Genomic DNA, 17,222 nt, shown 5'->3' with positions numbered 1-17,222 from the left:
CTTTTTAAAATCTGTCCCTTGAAACAAATTTTGTTTTAAACGGCAATTTAAAAGCTGCCCTTTTTAATGCTTGTTTTGCAATATCTTCGGTTACACCGCCCAATTCAAATAAAATTCTCCCGGGTTTTATGACCGCAACCCAGTATTCCACCATACCTTTACCTTTACCCATTCTTGTTTCAGCCGGTTTTTTCGTAATCGGTTTATCGGGAAAAATCCTGAGCCATACCCTTCCGCCGCGCTTAATAAAATGCGTAATTGCTATACGACAGGCCTCGATTTGTCTATCAGTAAGTAAATACGGTTCTAATGATTTCAGGCCATATTCTCCAAAATTCACTTCCGCGCCGCTTGTTGCTTTTCCGGTCAACCGTCCTTTTTGCCTTTTTCTATATTTAACCCTTGAGGGCATTAACATAAGCTTTATCTCCTGCTATTAATTTTGAATCCAAAATTAAAAATTATTGAGTTATATTCTTTGTATCTAAAATCTCTCCTTTAAAGATCCACACTTTTACACCAACAATTCCATAAGTTGTGTGCGACTCCGCCTGCCCATAATCAATATCCGCGCGTAATGTATGAAGAGGTACTCTGCCTCTTAAGTACCACTCATTTCTGGACATTTCCGCTCCGCCTAACCTGCCCCCGCATTCAATCTTAACCCCTTCCGCACCTGATTTTAAAACTATATCTACTGATTTTTTCATCGCCCTGCGATAGCTTATCCTTTTTTCAATCTGCGCTGCAATATTCTCTGCTATTAACTGGGCATTCTGATTTGGATCTTTTATTTCCTGTATATTTATAGTTACCTGTTTACCCGACAATTGCTGTAAATCTTTTCGCAGTTTCTCAACTTCAACACCCTGCTTCCCGATAATTATACCGGGTCTTGCCGTAAAAATATCTACCTTTACCTTTTTAGACGCCCTTTCAATTCTAATCTTAGGAATTCCGGCATGGTGCAATTTTTTCTTTATGGTGTCCCTTATTCTAAGGTCTTCATGCAATAAATCCGCATAACCTTTCTTAGCATACCACCGGGAATCCCAATCTTTAATAATTCCCAGTCTAAGTCCTAACGGATGCGTCTTCTGCCCCACGTTTCCTCCTATTTTGCTTCTTTTCTTTTTCACCTAAAATAACTGTAATATGTGACAATCTTTTTAATACAGCCATTGACCTTCCCATCGGAGCCGGCCTGAATCTTTTTAACACCGGGCCATGGTCAACAAATATCTTTTCTATATATAAATTCTCTTTATTAATTCCTTTTCGCTGCCCCGCATTGGCCAATGCCGATTTCAATAATTTTTTTACAGTTTTTGCTGCAGCCTGCGGCATAAAACTGACTATATTAATAGCCTCATCAATATTTTTCCCGCGAACCAGATTAATCACTTTCCTGGCTTTCCATGGAATTGCACGTATATTTTTAACTTTCGCTTTTGCTATTTCTGCCATAAACCTCTTCCTATTTTAATGCAATGGCTTTTTCTGTATGAGCTGCGCCATGCGCCTTGAATGTCCTTGTAGGAGCAAACTCGCCCAGCTTGTGTCCCACCATATTTTCTGTTAAATAAACCGGAATAAATTTTTTCCCGTTATGGATGGCAAAAGTAAATCCAACTAATTCAGGGATAACCGTTGTTTCGCGGGACCATGTTTTTATTACCTCTTTCTTACCGGCCTTATTCATTCTTTCTATCTTTTCCAAAATACTTTGATCTACAAATGGACCTTTTTTAATAGAGCGCGACATTTAGCCTCTCTCCTTTTTGGTTTTTCTTCTAATTATCATATTAATTGTCCTTTTATTTCTCCTGGTTTTGTATCCTTTAGCCGGTTGCCCCCATGGAGAACACGGATGCCTGCCGCCGGATGTTTTGCCCTCTCCTCCGCCCAATGGATGGTCAATTGGATTCATAGCTACCCCGCGGACATGCGGCCGTTTACCCATCCAGCGTGACCTGCCTGCTTTACCAATAGATACATTCATATGGTCTGTATTGCTGACCTGGCCTATAGCCGCATAACAATCAAGATGAACAAACCGGATCTCACCTGACGGCATTTTTACCTGCGCATAATCTCCTTCTTTGGCCACCAAATTTATTGCACAGCCCGCGCTTCGCCCAAGCTGCCCGCCTTTACCAATTTTTAATTCCAAATTATGAATAGTGGTTCCCAATGGAATTTCCCTCAAGGGTAAATAATTACCAATTTTTATTTCCGAACCTTTCCCGGAAAAAACCTCATCTCCAACCTTAAGCCCGCTGGGTGCCACAATATATCTTTTCTCTCCATCACGAAAATTTAAAAGTGCAATCCAGCTGGTTCTATTAGGGTCATATTCAATAGAAACAACACGGGCCGGAATATTATACTTATCTCTTTTAAAGTCTATAACCCGGAACAATTTTTTATGGGCTCCGCCTCTATACCGGATAGTTATCCGTCCCTGGTTATTCCGCCCATTAATACGCCTGTTAGAAATAGTTAATGCTTTCTCAGGTCGTTTATCTGTAAGCTCTGAAAAATCCTGCACACTCATGCCTCTTCTTGCAGGTGAAGTCGGTTTATATTGAATTATTCCCATATTTATACTCCAACAATGTCTATTTTATTTCCTTCTTTTAAAGTGACAAGCGCTTTTTTCCAATCTGATTTTTTCCCGATTTTTCCTCTTACCCTGCGAAATTTACCCATAACATTCATCATATTAACTCTTTTTACTTTAACCTTAAAAAGTTCTTCAATCGCAGCCTTTACTTCTTTCTTATTAGCCTCTGGCGCTATTTCAAACAAATATTTATTGTCTTTATCCCGCATTAAAGTAGCTCTTTCAGTAATAATAGGCCGGAAAATTATCGATTGTGGAATATATTTCACCCCGCTCCTCCTCTTTTTTGGGATTTACTGCCTTTTAATTAAAAACCCCGTTAATAATTTAATCCCCTCTTTTTGCAATTACTTGCTCTTTAGGAGGGGCGGGGTTCATTCTAAAAGCTCCTCTATTTTTTTCAATGCTTTCGCCGTGGTAATAATTTCATCACAGCCTAAAATATCATAAACCGAAATTGAATCAGTAAAAATTATATTCACTCCCCTGATATTACGCAAAGATTTTACTACACTTCCGTTTCTATCAGGCAGGATGAAAAGTATCTTGCCAGAAACGTTAAGATTTTTTAATAACTCCAATCCTAATTTGGTTTTCGAACTCTCAAAGTTTATATCGTCTAAAACTTTTATTTTATCACTAATAAACTTATCTGTCAATGCCGATTTTATCGCAATTTTTTTCACCTTCCTGGGCAGTTGGAAACTCCAGGAACGCGGATGCGGCCCAAAAATAATCGCTCCGCCGCGCCAAAGGGGAGAACGAATGCTTCCAACCCGCGCACGACCGGTTCCCTTCTGTTTCCACGGTTTAAGACCTCCGCCGCTCACAGCTCCCCGCTCTTTAGTACTGGATGTTCCACGCCGCCTGTTATTAAGATGAGCCCTGACCGAATCAGCCAAAACTGCTCTATTAACATTGCCGGTAAAAACATCTTCTTTTAATTTCAGCTCCCCGACCTGTTTACCGCTTTGATTTAAAATATTAATTTTTTCCATAAATATCGCCTCAACATTTAGTTAAATTTATTTTTTGACAGATGGTTTCTTGCCTTTCTTTTCCTCAGCAACTTTTTGGGTAACTTTTACACGTTTATTCCGCTTGCTCTTCTCAACCACAACCAAACCTCCCGGTGCACCCGCAACTGCTCCCTTTACCATCAGGAAATTGTTTCCCGGGTCTACCTGGGCCACATATAATCCTATGCTTGTTACTTTAGCATCACCCATATGTCCCGGCAGTCTTTTTCCTTTCCATACGCGGCCGGGAAAAGTATTTGCGCCTATCGACCCGGGTGCGCGGTGAAACATAGACCCCCTGCTTGCCTTACCTCCTTTAAAACCATATCGTTTAACACCGCCGGCAAAACCTTTCCCGCGGGATTTTCCTATAATATCAACAAAATCACCGCTTTTAAATAAAGTATCAATTTTTAACTGGCTGCCGGTTTCCGCTGTTTCGTCCTTATTCAAAACAAATTCATGCAAATATTTTAAAGGCTGAACGCCGTTCTTTTTTAAATGTCCAAGTTCCGGTTTATTTAATTTTGACTCTTTTACAGGTTTATATCCAATTTGAACAGCCCTGTACCCGTCTTTTTCTTCAGTTTTATTTTTAATCACATAACATGGCCCGGCTTCAATTACCGTTACGCCGGTTATTTTCCCGTCTTTATCAAAAATTTGGGTCATACCCAATTTTTTACCTAATAGACCTAATGACATTTTCGCTCCTAATAGAGTTTTTGCATTTTAGTGTTCAAGAGCCAGGAGTTAATTCTTTAAAACTCTAAAGCCCTTAAACTCACTAACTCGTAAACTCATAACTTATGATTTAATTTCAACATCCACACCAGTTGCTAAATCTAATTTCATTAATGCATCCACTGTTTGAGGATTCGGCTCAAGAATATCAATCACCCGTTTATGTGTCCGCATCTCAAACTGCTCCCTGCTTTTCTTGTCAACATGAGGCGAACGTAAAACAGTCCAACGATTAATCTCAGTCGGCATTGGTACAGGCCCTGAAATTCTGGCGCCGGTTTTCTTAACCGTTTTTACAATTTCCTTTACTGACTGATCCAGCAGGCGATGGTCAAATGCTTTTAATTTTATTCTTATCTTTTCAGCCATTTTTACTCCAGTATCTCCGCGATGACCCCGGCACCTATCGTCCGGCCGCCCTCGCGTATCGCGAATTTTAACCCTTTTTCCATTGCTATCTTTGATATTAACTCCACTTCCATTGTTACATTGTCTCCAGGCATCACCATCTCCACACCTTCCGGAAGTTTCGTCATTCCTGTTACATCCGTCGTCCTTAAATAAAACTGCGGACGGTACCCGTTGAAAAACGGCGTGTGACGCCCTCCTTCTTCCTTTGTCAATATATACACCTCTGCTTTAAATTTCTTGTGCGGCGTTATACTCCCGGGCTTCGCCAATACCTGGCCCCTTTCCACATCATTCTTCTCCACGCCTCTTAACAACGCGCCTATGTTGTCACCCGCCCTTCCTTCATCCAGCAGTTTGCGGAACATCTCTATCCCAGTCACTACCGTCTTCTTCGTGTCCTTTATCCCGACTATTTCCACTTCTTCCCCTACCTTTACTATCCCCCTCTCCACTCTCCCTGTCGCTACCGTCCCACGTCCAGTTATCGTAAACACATCCTCTACTGACATCAAAAACGGCTTGTCAACGTCCCTTGACGGCAATGGTATATATTTGTCCACCGCGTCCATTAACTCATATATCTTCCCGCACCACTGGCATTCTCTCTTCCCGCATGCGCATTCCATCGCCTTATACGCGCTCCCTTTTATTACAGGTATCTCCTCCCCGGGAAAATTATACGCGCTCAATAATTCCCTTACTTCCAACTCCACCAAATCCAAAAGCTCTTTATCATCTACCATGTCTATCTTATTCAAAAATACCACTATCGCAGGCAGCCCTACCTGCCTTGCCAACAGTATATGTTCCCTTGTCTGCGGCATAGGCCCGTCTGCCGCGCTTACCACCAGTATCCCTCCGTCCATCTGCGCCGCCCCCGTTATCATATTCTTTATATAATCCGCGTGACCGGGACAGTCTACATGCGCGTAATGCCGGTTCGCTGTCTCATATTCCGTGTGATGCACATTGATTGTTACTCCTCTTTCCTTCTCTTCCGGTGCGTTGTCTATTTCATCATAGTTCCTTGCCTGCGCTAAACCGCTCTTTGATAATACCTTCGTTATCGAGCTCGTTAACGTCGTCTTTCCATGATCTACATGCCCTATTGTCCCTATATTTACATGCGGCTTCTTCCTCTCAAATTTTTCCTTAGCCATTTTTTATTCCTCCTCGTTAAATACCTAATTCGTGATTCGTAACACGTATATAACTTTAACTCTATACACTTTTTACGTTTTACGTTATTTTGCCCCTTGCACTTTTTCTATCAACTGATCCGCAATTGGTTTTGGTAAATCTGCGTAGTGCGAGAACTGCATAGTATAAGTGGCCCTGCCCTGCGTAAGAGACCTTAAAGTAGTCGCATAACCAAAAACTGACGATAAGGGAACGCTGCCTTTTATTATTTGCGCGTTTGCTTTAATTGAAACCCCTTCTATTTTTCCCCTGCGGCTGTTAAGGTCACCAATAACATCTCCCATAAATTCTTCCGGTGTAACTATTTCAATTTCCATAATCGGTTCCATTAAAACCGGTGACGCTTTTTTAGCACAATTTTTAAACGCCAATGAGCCGGCTATTTTAAAGGCTATTTCGGAAGAATCTACATCATGATAAGATCCGTCAAGAAGTGTAGCCCGGATACCGACTACCGGATAACCAGCCAAAACACCGCCATCCATTGCTTCCTGAATACCTTTTTCAATTGGTGTTATATACTCTTTCGGTATCGCGCCGCCTACAATTTTATTTACAAACTCAAGCCGCTTTTCTTTTGTGCTTATCGGTTCTATTTTTAAAACTACATGTCCGTATTGGCCGCGGCCTCCTGTCTGCCTGATATACTTACCTTCATCTTCAGCCTCTTTCTTAATTGTTTCTCTATAGGCCACCTGTGGTTTCCCCACATTTGCCGCTACATTAAATTCCCGAAGCAACCTGTCAACCAAAATTTCAAGATGCAATTCACCCATCCCGGAAATAATTGTCTGCCCTGTTTCTTCGTTTACACTGATTTTAAAAGTCGGATCTTCTTCCGCTAATTTATATAGAGATTCTCCCAGTTTTTTCTGGTCAATCTTCGTTTTTGGTTCAATAGCAATCGAAATAACAGGTTCGGGAAAAACCATAGCTTCCAAAACCACAGGTTTATCTTCCGAACATAATGTATCTCCGGTCGTTGTATATTTCAGCCCTACCGAAGCAACAATGTCTCCCGCATAACATTCTTCTATTTCCTGCCTTTTATTTGCATGCATCTGCAATAAACGGCCAATCCGTTCTCTTTTTTCGGCCCTCGAATTATACACATAAGACCCTGCACTTAATTTCCCGGAATAGATACGAAAATAAGTCAACCTTCCTACATAGGGGTCTGTCATTATCTTGAATGCCAGGGCACTGAAAGGTTCATCTTCATCTGCAACCCTTTCAATTTCATTATCTGTGGAAGTGTCTTTCCCTTTCACTGGCGGTATATCCAATGGGCTTGGAAGATAATCTACAATTGCGTCCAAAAGCGCCTGAACACCTTTATTTTTTAAAGAAGCCCCGCACAAAACCGGAAAAACCTTAATTTCAACAGTGGCTTTCCTTATTGCATTACTCAATTCATTATCTGTAATAGGAGCACCTTCAACATATTTTTCCATTAACCCTTCATCTATTTCGCTGATAGCTTCAATAAGCTTATCCCTGTTTTTCAAAGCTTCTTCCTTTAAATCTTCCGGGATATCCTCTATAATAAAACCCTTTCCGCTGTCATCATCTGCCCATGCTATTTTTTTCATTTTGACCAAATCTATAGCACCGGTAAATTCATCTTCTTTTCCAACCGGTATCTGAATTGCATGTGCATTTGCTCCTAATTTTTCCCTCATTTCTTTAATGCAATTCCAGAAATCCGATCCCCTGCGATCCATTTTGTTAATAAATGCTATCCTTGGGACATTATACTTGTCAGCCTGCCGCCATACCGTCTCTGATTGAGGTTCAACACCTCCTACCGCGCAAAATACTGCAACTGCACCGTCTAAAACCCTCAAAGAACGTTCAACTTCTATCGTAAAATCCACGTGGCCAGGGGTATCAATTAGATTTAACCGGTGGTTTCTCCAGCTACAGGTAGTCGCGGCTGAAGTGATTGTTATTCCCCGCTCTTTTTCCTGGACCATCCAATCCATTTCAGTCGTACCGTCATGAACTTCACCTATCTTATGTGTTTTTCCAGAATAAAATAAAATCCGTTCTGTTGTTGTTGTTTTCCCGGCATCAATGTGCGCCATGATACCGAAATTTCTTGTCATTTCCAAGGGGACGGGTCGTCCCATAAAACTAACCTCCTTCAAAATAGTCAATAAGTAATAAGTTTTAAGTCTTAAGTGTTTATTAAATCTTAAGCTTAAGTAAAATCCCAACTATTTGAAAGAGTTAAGCGTTTCTTTTCCCTCCCTTTTTAGTCTCAATCTTTTAACTTATAACTTTTGACTTAAAACTTATTACCTACCTTACCAGCGATAATGAGCAAAAGCTTTATTAGCCTCAGCCATTTTGTGCGTATCCTCTCTTTTCTTTACAGATCCACCCTGTTTTTTACCTGCATCGATTATCTCTGAAGCCAAGTTATCCGCCATTGTTTTTTCTTTTCTTTCACGCGAATAACTTATTATCCAGCGAGTAGCCAAGGCCACTCTCCTGTCAGGCTTAACTTCAACAGGAACCTGATAGGTGGAACCTCCGACCCGCCGGGACTTTACTTCAACATAAGGTTTAACATTATCCAGCGCTCTATTAAAAACTTCCATTGGATTTTCTTTTGTAATTTTTTCAATCCGCTCCATTGCTCCATAAAAAACCCCTTCAGCGATACTCTTTTTTCCTCTCATCATAAGTTTATTAATAAACTTATCAATTATATCGCTGTTAAACTTGGAATCAAAATTTATTCTTTTTTTTATTACTATCTTTTTTCTTGACATAATATCACCCCTAGGTTCTTATTTATTTTTCCGCCTTTGGCCTTTTTGCACCATATTTTGACCGGCCTTGTTTTCTGTCCTGAACACCCATAGAATCTAATACTCCACGCACGATATGATACCGGACACCAGGTAAATCCTTAACCCTCCCCCCCCTAATTAAGACTATTGAATGTTCCTGCAAATTATGGCCTATTCCGGGAATATAAGTAGTTACTTCTATTCCGTTCGTTAATCTTACCTTTGCAACTTTTCTTAAAGCTGAATTGGGTTTTTTAGGGGTAGTTGTATAAACCCTGATACAAACCCCGCGTTTTTGAGGACATTCGTGCAGCGCCGGGGCTGAACTTTTCCAATAAGGTTTTTTTCTTCCATTCTTTATTAATTGATTTATTGTCGGCATATCTTCCCTTTTATTAAAATCAAAATCCCCTTTAAAATATTTTGATTATTCTGCAACCGGTTGAGTTTCCTGTTCAGCCGGTGAAATTTCCTTCCTGTATTTTTCCATTCCAGTTCCAGCTGGAATCAAATGCCCTATTACCACATTTTCTTTTAACCCTCTTAAAAAATCACATTTTCCGGACACTGCTGCTTCAGTCAAAACACGGGTCGTTTCTTGGAACGAGGCCGCGGATATAAAACTTTCTGTTCTTAAACTCGCTTTTGTTATTCCTAAAAGTATCGGTTTCGCTGTGGCGGGTTTACCGCCTTTAGCTATTACTCTTTCATTTTCCTCTTTGAACTCGATTTTATCAACCTCTTCCCGTGATAAAAAGCTTGTATCTCCAGCATCTTCTATTTTTACTTTTCTAAGCATTTGCCTGACAATAATTTCTATATGTTTATCATTAATATTTACTCCCTGCAGGCGGTAAACTTCCTGGACCTCATCCACTAAGTATCTCTGCAGAGCCTCCACACCTTTTACCCGTAATATATCATGAAGATTAAGAGGCCCATCCATTAATTGCTCACCAGCTCTAACTTTATCATCCTCTCTGATAGTAAGGTGTTTACCCTGCGAAATAAAATATTCCTTTTCCATGTTTGTTTCTTCATTATAAACGATTATCTTCCTTAAACCTTTTGATATGCCGGCAAACTTGACAATTCCGTCAATTTCCGAAATTATCGCATATTCCTTTGGCCGGCGCGCCTCGAATAACTCAGCGACCCTGGGTAACCCGCCTGTAATATCTTTAGTTTTAGTGGTTTCGCGCGGAATTTTTGCAAGTATATCTCCTGCTGTTATCATATCACCGCTATTAACTGCTAAATGAGCCTTGATAGGCATAGGATAACGTGCCAATGCGTCTCCGCTTGATTTATCAACAACAAGTATTTGCGGCTGCAACGTTTCTTCTTTATGTTCAACAATAAGTCTTTCTTTCAAACCTGTATCCCTGTCCAGCTCTTCCCGCATTGTAATACCTTCTTTAATGTCCTTGAAAACCACCTTCCCTGTATGTTCATTTAAAATCAGAATATTATAAGAATCCCATTGGACCAGAATATCTCCTTCTTTTACTTTATCTCCTTCTTCCACCATTAATTCTGCGCCGTAGAAAACCGTATGCCTCTCAAGCTCCCTTCCCGCTTCGTTACTTACTGAAATCTCTCCCTGGCGGCTGAGAACGACTGTTATTCCATTAGACTTTTTTATTGTCCTCATATCATGAAAATTAATAATCCCCTGGCCTTTAGCTTCAATCCGGGACTGCTCAACCACCCGGCTCGCCGTCCCGCCGATATGAAATGTCCTCATCGTTAACTGTGTCCCGGGTTCTCCGATACTCTGTGCCGCAATAACACCGACAGCCTCGCCCAGATCAACCAGCCTTCCATTTGCCAAATTTCTTCCATAACATTTCGCGCATATTCCCCTTTTTGATTCGCATGTTAAAACAGAACGAATCCGTATACGTTCAATTCTGCTTTTTTCTATTTTAACAGCTGCATTTTCATTTACTTCCTCTCCCCCGCTCAAAATCAATTCATCTGTAATCGGATCAACAATATTATCCAGGACAACCCTTCCTAAAATTCTATCTCCCAATTTTTCGATAACCTCGCCTGCTTCTTTAATCGCTTCAATCTTAATCCCGTTTGCTGTTCCGCAATCGTCCTCAACAATAATTGCGTCCTGGGCAACATCAACCAACCGTCTTGTTAAATATCCTGAATCAGCTGTCTTTAATGCGGTATCTGCCAGTCCTTTCCTGCCTCCGTGAGTAGAAATGAAATATTCCAAAACTGTCAAACCTTCACGGAAATTTGCCGTTATCGGCGACTCTATAATCTCTCCGGACGGTTTTGCCATTAAACCTCTAATCCCCGCTAATTGCCTGATCTGTTGCTTGCTGCCGCGGGAGGCTGATTCGTTCATCATAAAAATAGAGTTAAAATTGCCTTTAATATCGCTTTCTTCCCGCAATTCAGAAAATAATTTGTCCGTTATCTCCTCAGTAACATGTGTCCATGTATCTATTACTTTATTATGCCTTTCACCCTCAGTGATAATACCTTTTCTATACTGATTTTCTAAAACCTGAACTTTTGATATAGCCTTGTCCAGTATCTTTTTCTTTTCCTTGGGTATTATCATATCATCGATAGAGATTGAGATACCTGCCAATGTTGCATGTTCAAATCCAATATGCTTCAATTTATCTAAAAGAAGAATTGTGTCCTTCTGTCCAAGCTTATGGTAACACTGTGTTACTAATTTTACCAGAGACCCTTTGTCCATGTTTTTATTTATAAAACGCAATTCCTGCGGCAATAACTGGTTAAAAATAATCCTGCCTGTAGTTGTTTCAATAAGCTGACCCTGTATTCGAACTTTTATTTTTGAATGTAAACCAAGTTCTTTTGATTCATACGCAAAAACCACTTCATCCGGATTGGAAAAAATCCGGCCCTCGCCTTTTTCCCCGCTTTTAACTGAGGTTAAATAAAAACATCCTAAAACCATGTCCTGGGTTGGAGTTGTAATGGGCTTGCCATTTGAGGGAGAAAGAATATTATTGGTTACCATTAAAAGGACCTTGCATTCTACCTGAGACTCAACAGACAAAGGGACATGAACTGCCATTTGATCACCATCAAAATCAGCATTAAACGCAGCGCAAACCAATGGATGAATCTGGATGGCTTTTCCATCAACCAAAACCGGTTCAAAACCCTGTATACCTAAACGATGAAGAGTAGGGGCGCGATTCAATAAAATTGTATGCTCATTTACAACATCCTCTAAAATATCCCATACCTCCGGGCGGACATCTTCAACCATTTTTTTCGCGCTTTTAATTGTATGTGTAAATCCTTTTTCATCTAATTTTTTTATTATAAACGGCTTGAATAATTCTAAAGCCATTTTTTTGGGCAGCCCGCACTGATGTAACTTTAATTCAGGGCCGACTACAATTACTGAACGGCCGGAATAATCAACCCGTTTACCTAAAAGATTCTGGCGAAACCTGCCCTGTTTTCCGCGAAGCATACTGCTCAGGGATTTCAACGGCCTCTTTCCCGGCCCTTTTACTGCCTGGCCCCGCCGGCCGTTATCAAAAAGCGCGTCCACAGCCTCCTGGAGCATTCTTTTTTCATTCCGGATAATAACATCGGGCGCCCTTAATTCAATAAGCTTTTTTAGCCTGTTATTACGATTTATTACTCTTCTATATAAATCATTTAAATCAGAGGTCGCAAACCGCCCGCCATCTAATGGAACCAAAGGCCTAAGTTCCGCGGGAAGCACGGGAATAATATCCATAATCATCCATTCAGGGAGATTCCCGGATTTCCTGAAAGCTTCTACTACCTTCAATCTTTTAATTATCTTTTTTTTCTTTAAGGTGGATGCCTCTTTCGCTTCACGCCTTAACTCATCGCTTAATTTACCGACACTTACCTCTTTTAAAAGGCCTCTTATCCCCTCGGCTCCCATCTTTGCGGAAAATGAACTATCTCCGTATTTTTCACGCGCCTTGCGATATTCCTCTTCATTCAGAAGCTGTTTTTTATGGAAATTTGTCTTCCCGGGGTCAATAACTATATAATCCTCATAATATAAAACTCTTTCAAGTGAGGATAATGAAATATCCAATATATATCCAATCCTGCTCGGGGTCCCTTTAAAAAACCATATATGGGATACCGGTGTTGCCAATTCAATATGGCCCATTCTTTCCCTGCGAACCTTGGCCTGTGTAATTTCAACTCCGCATCTATCGCAAACAACACCTTTGTGTTTTATTCCTTTGTATTTTCCGCAATTACAGACCCAGTCTTTTACCGGTCCAAAAATCCTCTCGCAAAACAAACCGTCCTTTTCGGGTTTAAAAGTCCTGTAATTAATTGTCTCGGGCTTCTTCACCTCACCGTGCGACCACGAAATCACCATTTCCGGAGATGCTAAACTAATTCTAATGGCATTAAATTCTTTTTTCTCTTCGCCTTTTAATTTTTTTATTAAATCCTGCATAATTTTAATTATTTTTTTTCTTTTTTCTTTTTCTTTTTATCTTTTTTCGAGGCGGATTTCTCTTCCCGTCCTTGAAAAGTTAAATCATCTAAATTCTTTTCAGAATCTTCTTCACACATCTCTCTCGTAATATTCAAGCCTAAACTGCGTAACTCTTTTTCAAGAACATTAAATGACTCAGGCATTCCGGCATCCAACACATTATTCCCCTTGACTATTGATTCATAAATTCTTGTCCGCCCCATGACATCATCACTTTTTACAGTCAATAATTCCTGTAAAGTATATGCCGCGCCATACGCTTCCAATGCCCAAACTTCCATTTCTCCGAACCTTTGCCCGCCAAATTGGGCCTTACCGCCTAAAGGCTGCTGAGTAACTAACGAGTAGGGACCGATTGAACGCGCGTGAATTTTATCATCAACTAAATGGGCCAGCTTCATTATATAAATATAACCAACTGTAATATCCTGGCCGAATGGTTCGGCTGTCCGTCCATCATAAAGAGTGGTTTTACCGCTTTCAGGAAATCCTGTTTTTTTAAGCAATTCTTTAATCTCAATTTCTTTTGCCCCGTCAAACACCGGAGATGCAATATGGCATCCTAATTTATGCGCGGCCCATCCCAAATGAGTTTCTAAAATCTGGCCTACATTCATACGCGAAGGAACCCCCAGTGGATTTAAAATAATATCCACCGGTGTCCCATCTTTCAAATACGGCATGTCTTCTTCCGCGACAATTCTCGCAACCACTCCCTTGTTCCCATGACGGCCTGCTATTTTATCCCCAACCGACAATTTACGCTTCTTAGCTATATAAACTTTTACTAATTTAATGACTCCGGGCGGGAGTTCATCCCCCTTTTTTATCTTTTCAAGCTGTATTTCCTTTTCCTGTTCAAGTTCCGCAATTTTTGTCTGCGCCTCCAGTTTAATAGACTGGACCCTCGACATTATTTCTTTATCCGGGACTTTTATATTTTTAATCTGGCTTGGTTCCAATCTTTCCAATCTCGCAGAAGTCAGCGTATTACCGCTTTTAATTAATATTTTTTTGTTTTCTTCATTTACAATATTAGTATTCGATGGCAAACCTTCCACTATTTTTGCAATATCTTCACACATCTTTTTCTCAATCGTGTTACATTTTTTTAAATACTCTTTTTCAATCTCTTTAGATCTCTGTTTTTCTTCTTCGCGTGTCTTTTCATCTTTATCCTTCTCACTGCGTGAAAAAACCTTGACATCTATGGCTTTACCTTCAACACCAGGCGATGCACGCAGTGAAGCGTCTCTTGCATCTCCTGCTTTCTCCCCGAATATTGCTCTTAAAAGCTTTTCCTCCGGTGTCAATTCAACCTCGCCTTTCGGGCTGATTTTGCCGACTAAAATATCGCCGGGCTTGACATCCGCACCTATCCTGATAATTCCCCGTTCATCCAGGTTTTTTAACGCCTCTTCACTCACGTTAGGTATATCACGGGTGATTTCTTCTTTGCCGAGTTTGGTGTCCCGCGCCTCTAATTCAAAACGTTCTATATGAATAGATGTAAAAAAATCTTTTTTTACAATATTTTCATTGATAACAATCGCATCTTCAAAGTTGTACCCGCACCAGGGCATAAATGCGACAAGAACATTCTGGCCAAGAGCCAACTCCCCCAATTCCGTAGCGGGGCCGTCAGCTATTATTTCGCCGGCTTTTATCTTGTCCCCCGCAGAAACTAACGGCTTCTGGTTTATACATGTATCCTGGTTTGACCGTTTAAATTTCATTAGGGAATATACATCTTTTTGCGGCTTTTTCTTATCCTCATCCATATAAGAAATCACAATTTCATTTGCAGAGACAGATTCAATAATACCGCTGTGGTTCGCGATAATCACTGCTCCTGAATCGCGGGCCACTCTGTATTCCATTCCGGTACCGATAAGCGGAGACTCCGCCCGGAGTAGCGGAACTGCCTGCCTTTGCATGTTCGACCCCATTAACGCACGGTTAGCATCATCGTGTTCCAAAAAAGGAATTAAGGAAGTCGCTATACTGACAAGTTGTTTTGGCGAAACATCCATATAATTAATCTCAGACGGCGTAATTAACGGAAAATCGCCTTTATGCCGTGCAGAAATTCTATCAGCCAGGAATTTATTTTTGCTGTCGATTGTGGCATTTGCCTGCGCAATGATATATTTATCCTCCACATCTGCCGACAAATAATCTATAACATCACTCACCACACCTTTAGTTACTTTTCTATATGGTGTTTCAATAAAACCATATTCATTAACCCTTGCATATGTGCTTAAAGAAACAATCAACCCTATATTGGGACCTTCCGGCGTCTCAATCGGGCAAACCCGGCCATAATGCGTATAATGAACATCTCTGACCTCAAAACCCGCCCGCTCTCTCGAAAGTCCGCCGGGACCTAAAGCCGACAATCTTCTTTTATGGGTTAATTCACTTAAAGGATTCGTCTGGTCCATAAACTGGGACAACTGTGAACTTCCAAAAAACTCCCGCGCAGCTGCAGTTAACGGTTTAGCATTTATCAGGTGGCTTGGCATAATAACATCCATATCTGAAATCGACATGCGTTCTTTTACTGTCCGTTCCATCCTGGCTAAACCAATCCTTATCTGATTTTGAAGCAGTTCTCCCGCTGACCTGACGCGTCTATTCCCAAGATGGTCTATATCCTCTAAAACCTCTCCTTCATGTTTTAAAAAAAGCAAAGCTTTTATAGTACCAACCACATCCTCTTTTCGTAAGGTCCTTACATCAATAGAAACATCTAAACCTAACCGCCTGTTTAACATATACCGCCCTACACGGGACAAATCATACCGGCGCTGATTAAAAAATAAGCGGTCCAAAAGCGCCTGAGCGCTTTCAACGCTTGGAGGGTCCCCCGGCCTCTGCTTTTTATATATTTCTATTAATGCCTCTTTTGTGGTAAAAACCGTGTCTCTCAAAAGTGTCGTCCTGACAGGAGAAAATTCCATTAATTTCCCATCAAGGACTTTTATTTCTTTTATCTCAGCCTTTTTCAGACTGTCATATAATTCTTGTGTAATTATTTGATTAACCTGCGCGATTATTTCACCGGTAGAAACATCCACCACATCCTGCGCTAAAATCAAATCAACAACTTCCTTCTTTGTTTTTTTCCGTAAATCTGTTTTTACGACATCAAAGAATAAACTAAGAATGTCCTCGGTGGAACTATACCCTAAGGCCCTTAAAAGCATTGTTGCAGGAAATTTTCTTTTCCTGTCAATCCTTGCATAAATGACTTCCCTGGCATCCACTTCAAAAGACATCCATGCCCCCTGGTAGGGAATAATTTCAGCGACATACAATCTTCTGCCCAGTGTATGCCTGCCAGCCTTATCTTCCGTAGAAAAGGCTACGCCGGGGGAACGGTGCAGCTGGCTTACAATTACCCTTTCAGCACCATTAATTACAAATGTACCCCTGTCAGTCATCAAGGGAAGTTCACCCATAAATACTTCCTGCTCTTTAATACTTTTTACCTTTTTCTCTCCGGATGTTTTATCGTCTTCACGTATTATAAGGCGGGTCTTTATTCTTAGGGGCGCGGTATAAGACATATCCCTTTCCTGGCATTTCAAAACCGAGTATTTAGGCTTCCCGAAATTGTAACTTACAAATTCCAGCGTTGCATTTCCCTTAAAATCCGTAATAGGAAATATTTTACTGAATGCCTCCTGGAGCCCCTGCATTTTTCTTTTCTCAGGCGGGGTGTCCATCTGCAAAAATTCCTCGTATGAATTTTTCTGTATTTCCATCAGATTAGGAACATCCAAAACTTCCGGAATTTTTGAAAACGTTAGTCTTTTTCTTAAACCGTATTTTTTATAGTCTGCCATAATTATTTAATAATCACAAAATTTTTATTATATTATACTATAATAGTATTTGTCAAT

Annotated in this window: 15 protein-coding genes; all 15 read right to left on the bottom strand. The window is 40.6% G+C overall.

From position 1 onward, the window contains the following. Nucleotides 1-4: 4 nt before the first annotated feature. Nucleotides 5-418 carry a 50S ribosomal protein L16 gene (gene rplP, locus AB1498_09510; protein MEW6088523.1) on the bottom strand — a complete coding sequence of 138 codons (414 nt, stop codon included), beginning with the start codon at nucleotides 416-418 and terminating at the stop codon, nucleotides 5-7. Between the two features lie 43 nt (nucleotides 419-461). Continuing rightward, on the bottom strand, nucleotides 462-1,106 hold the full coding sequence (gene rpsC / locus AB1498_09505) for a 30S ribosomal protein S3 (GenBank protein ID MEW6088522.1): 645 nt from the start codon (nucleotides 1,104-1,106) through the stop codon (nucleotides 462-464). Next, nucleotides 1,075-1,467, bottom strand: a complete 393-nt coding sequence (rplV, locus tag AB1498_09500) for a 50S ribosomal protein L22 (protein MEW6088521.1) — start codon at nucleotides 1,465-1,467, stop codon at nucleotides 1,075-1,077. The genes rpsC and rplV overlap by 32 nt, the downstream gene beginning before the upstream one ends. Nucleotides 1,468-1,477: 10 nt before the next feature. Continuing rightward, the gene (rpsS, locus tag AB1498_09495) at nucleotides 1,478-1,765 is read right to left on the bottom strand and encodes a 30S ribosomal protein S19 (GenBank protein ID MEW6088520.1); all 288 of its coding nucleotides are present in this window, start codon (nucleotides 1,763-1,765) and stop codon (nucleotides 1,478-1,480) included. After that, complete coding sequence (gene rplB / locus AB1498_09490) at nucleotides 1,766-2,602, bottom strand: 50S ribosomal protein L2 (protein ID MEW6088519.1); 837 nt, start codon at nucleotides 2,600-2,602, stop codon at nucleotides 1,766-1,768. A 2-nt stretch (nucleotides 2,603-2,604) separates the two neighbouring features. Then, the gene (rplW, locus tag AB1498_09485) at nucleotides 2,605-2,886 is read right to left on the bottom strand and encodes a 50S ribosomal protein L23 (protein ID MEW6088518.1); all 282 of its coding nucleotides are present in this window, start codon (nucleotides 2,884-2,886) and stop codon (nucleotides 2,605-2,607) included. Nucleotides 2,887-3,000: 114 nt separating this feature from the next. Then, on the bottom strand, nucleotides 3,001-3,624 hold the full coding sequence (gene rplD / locus AB1498_09480; GenBank protein ID MEW6088517.1) for a 50S ribosomal protein L4: 624 nt from the start codon (nucleotides 3,622-3,624) through the stop codon (nucleotides 3,001-3,003). Nucleotides 3,625-3,651: 27 nt separating this feature from the next. Next, nucleotides 3,652-4,350: a 50S ribosomal protein L3 gene (gene rplC, locus AB1498_09475; protein MEW6088516.1), complete on the bottom strand. Its 699-nt coding sequence runs from the start codon at nucleotides 4,348-4,350 to the stop codon at nucleotides 3,652-3,654. A 102-nt stretch (nucleotides 4,351-4,452) separates the two neighbouring features. Beyond that, nucleotides 4,453-4,758, bottom strand: a complete 306-nt coding sequence (gene rpsJ, locus AB1498_09470; GenBank protein MEW6088515.1) for a 30S ribosomal protein S10 — start codon at nucleotides 4,756-4,758, stop codon at nucleotides 4,453-4,455. Nucleotides 4,759-4,760: 2 nt separating this feature from the next. Beyond that, the gene (gene tuf / locus AB1498_09465) at nucleotides 4,761-5,960 is read right to left on the bottom strand and encodes an elongation factor Tu (GenBank protein ID MEW6088514.1); all 1,200 of its coding nucleotides are present in this window, start codon (nucleotides 5,958-5,960) and stop codon (nucleotides 4,761-4,763) included. Between the two features lie 84 nt (nucleotides 5,961-6,044). Beyond that, on the bottom strand, nucleotides 6,045-8,132 hold the full coding sequence (gene fusA, locus AB1498_09460) for an elongation factor G (GenBank protein ID MEW6088513.1): 2,088 nt from the start codon (nucleotides 8,130-8,132) through the stop codon (nucleotides 6,045-6,047). 177 nt (nucleotides 8,133-8,309) lie between these two features. Further along, a complete protein-coding gene (gene rpsG, locus AB1498_09455; GenBank protein MEW6088512.1) occupies nucleotides 8,310-8,780 on the bottom strand; it encodes a 30S ribosomal protein S7 in 471 nt (156 codons plus the stop codon). A 22-nt stretch (nucleotides 8,781-8,802) separates the two neighbouring features. Beyond that, nucleotides 8,803-9,183: a 30S ribosomal protein S12 gene (gene rpsL, locus AB1498_09450; GenBank protein ID MEW6088511.1), complete on the bottom strand. Its 381-nt coding sequence runs from the start codon at nucleotides 9,181-9,183 to the stop codon at nucleotides 8,803-8,805. A gap of 45 nt (nucleotides 9,184-9,228) precedes the next feature. Continuing rightward, entirely contained in the window at nucleotides 9,229-13,269 is a 4,041-nt protein-coding gene (gene rpoC, locus AB1498_09445; protein ID MEW6088510.1) for a DNA-directed RNA polymerase subunit beta', read from the bottom strand. An 8-nt stretch (nucleotides 13,270-13,277) separates the two neighbouring features. Next, entirely contained in the window at nucleotides 13,278-17,165 is a 3,888-nt protein-coding gene (gene rpoB, locus AB1498_09440) for a DNA-directed RNA polymerase subunit beta (protein ID MEW6088509.1), read from the bottom strand. Nucleotides 17,166-17,222: the final 57 nt, after the last annotated feature.

It is taken from the genome of bacterium (assembly GCA_040754625.1).
Taxonomy (GTDB): domain Bacteria; phylum JACRDZ01; class JAQUKH01; order JAQUKH01; family JAQUKH01; genus JAQUKH01.
This window is presented reverse-complemented; position numbering and strand designations above follow the sequence as displayed.

Bases quoted from the DNA above. Each gene is read 5' to 3' on its own strand.
- rplP (MEW6088523.1), bottom strand. From the start codon at position 418: ATGTTAATGCCCTCAAGGGTTAAATATAGAAAAAGGCAAAAAGGACGG.
- rplV (MEW6088521.1), bottom strand. From the start codon at position 1,467: ATGGCAGAAATAGCAAAAGCGAAAGTTAAAAATATACGTGCAATTCCA.
- rpsS (MEW6088520.1), bottom strand. From the start codon at position 1,765: ATGTCGCGCTCTATTAAAAAAGGTCCATTTGTAGATCAAAGTATTTTG.
- rplB (MEW6088519.1), bottom strand. From the start codon at position 2,602: ATGGGAATAATTCAATATAAACCGACTTCACCTGCAAGAAGAGGCATG.
- rplD (MEW6088517.1), bottom strand. From the start codon at position 3,624: ATGGAAAAAATTAATATTTTAAATCAAAGCGGTAAACAGGTCGGGGAG.
- rplC (MEW6088516.1), bottom strand. From the start codon at position 4,350: ATGTCATTAGGTCTATTAGGTAAAAAATTGGGTATGACCCAAATTTTT.
- rpsJ (MEW6088515.1), bottom strand. From the start codon at position 4,758: ATGGCTGAAAAGATAAGAATAAAATTAAAAGCATTTGACCATCGCCTG.
- tuf (MEW6088514.1), bottom strand. From the start codon at position 5,960: ATGGCTAAGGAAAAATTTGAGAGGAAGAAGCCGCATGTAAATATAGGG.
- fusA (MEW6088513.1), bottom strand. From the start codon at position 8,132: ATGGGACGACCCGTCCCCTTGGAAATGACAAGAAATTTCGGTATCATG.
- rpsG (MEW6088512.1), bottom strand. From the start codon at position 8,780: ATGTCAAGAAAAAAGATAGTAATAAAAAAAAGAATAAATTTTGATTCC.
- rpsL (MEW6088511.1), bottom strand. From the start codon at position 9,183: ATGCCGACAATAAATCAATTAATAAAGAATGGAAGAAAAAAACCTTAT.
- rpoC (MEW6088510.1), bottom strand. From the start codon at position 13,269: ATGCAGGATTTAATAAAAAAATTAAAAGGCGAAGAGAAAAAAGAATTT.
- rpoB (MEW6088509.1), bottom strand. From the start codon at position 17,165: ATGGCAGACTATAAAAAATACGGTTTAAGAAAAAGACTAACGTTTTCA.